At 51.1% G+C, this 839-nt stretch carries 2 protein-coding genes; both read left to right on the top strand.

Annotated elements, in window-relative coordinates; all coding sequences use genetic code 11:
• Positions 1–464 (top strand): ferrochelatase (gene hemH, locus ACTHUR_RS12965; RefSeq protein WP_440398906.1); only part of this gene is annotated, 464 nt, incomplete at its 5' end.
• A 120-nt stretch (positions 465–584) separates the two neighbouring features.
• A partial coding sequence (locus tag ACTHUR_RS12960) for a c-type cytochrome (protein ID WP_440398904.1) occupies positions 585–839 on the top strand: 255 nt, incomplete at its 3' end.

The following is an 839-nucleotide window of genomic DNA, read 5'->3' as shown; positions in this document are numbered from 1 at the left end:
CCATGAAGCAGCATATTGAAGCCTATTGGACTCAAAACGGACGCAGCGAAAAACTGATGTTGAGTTTCCACGGTATTCCGCAAAAGCATCACGACGACGGCGACCCTTATCCTGACGAGTGCCACCATACTGCCAAGCTGTTGGCGCAGGCATTGGGCTTGTCCGAACAAGAATACATCGTTTCTTTCCAAAGCCAGTTTGGCAAATCCCAATGGGTCAAGCCCAGCACGCAAGCCCTGTTTGATCAGCTGCCGAAACAAGGCACAACTAAACTCGACGTATTCTGCCCCGGCTTCCTGGCCGACTGCCTCGAAACCATGGAAGAAATCGCCATTATGGGACGCGAACAATTCCACGCCGCCGGCGGCAAAGAATACCGTTACATCCCCTGCCTCAACGATTCCGCCGACTGGATTGCCGCACTTGCACAATTAAGTCGGGCCAATCTGCAAGGCTGGATTTGACCTAAACCAAAGGCCGTCTGAAAAATTCACTTTCAGACGGCCTTTAGCGTTATCATCAAGCTATTAAAACGCAAACCAAGCGTGTGGCCATCAAAAACACCACTCAAAAAGGAACACATCATGACTGCACTCCGCCCTATCCTGCTCCTTCTGACCGCACTCAGCCTCCCAACTGCTTTTGCCGCTGATGCCGCGCTGATGAGCAAAGGACAAAAAATTTACGAAACCAACTGCGCTGCCTGCCACGGTAAAAAAGGCGAAGGTCGGGGTGCCATGTTCCCGCCTTTATTCCAGTCCGACTATATCAATAAAAAACCGCAAGCCCTGTTGCAAAGCATGACCAAAGGCATCAACGGCCCGATTAAAGTAAACGGC

This window comes from Neisseria sp. P0021.S007, from assembly GCF_051956855.1.
This window is presented reverse-complemented; position numbering and strand designations above follow the sequence as displayed.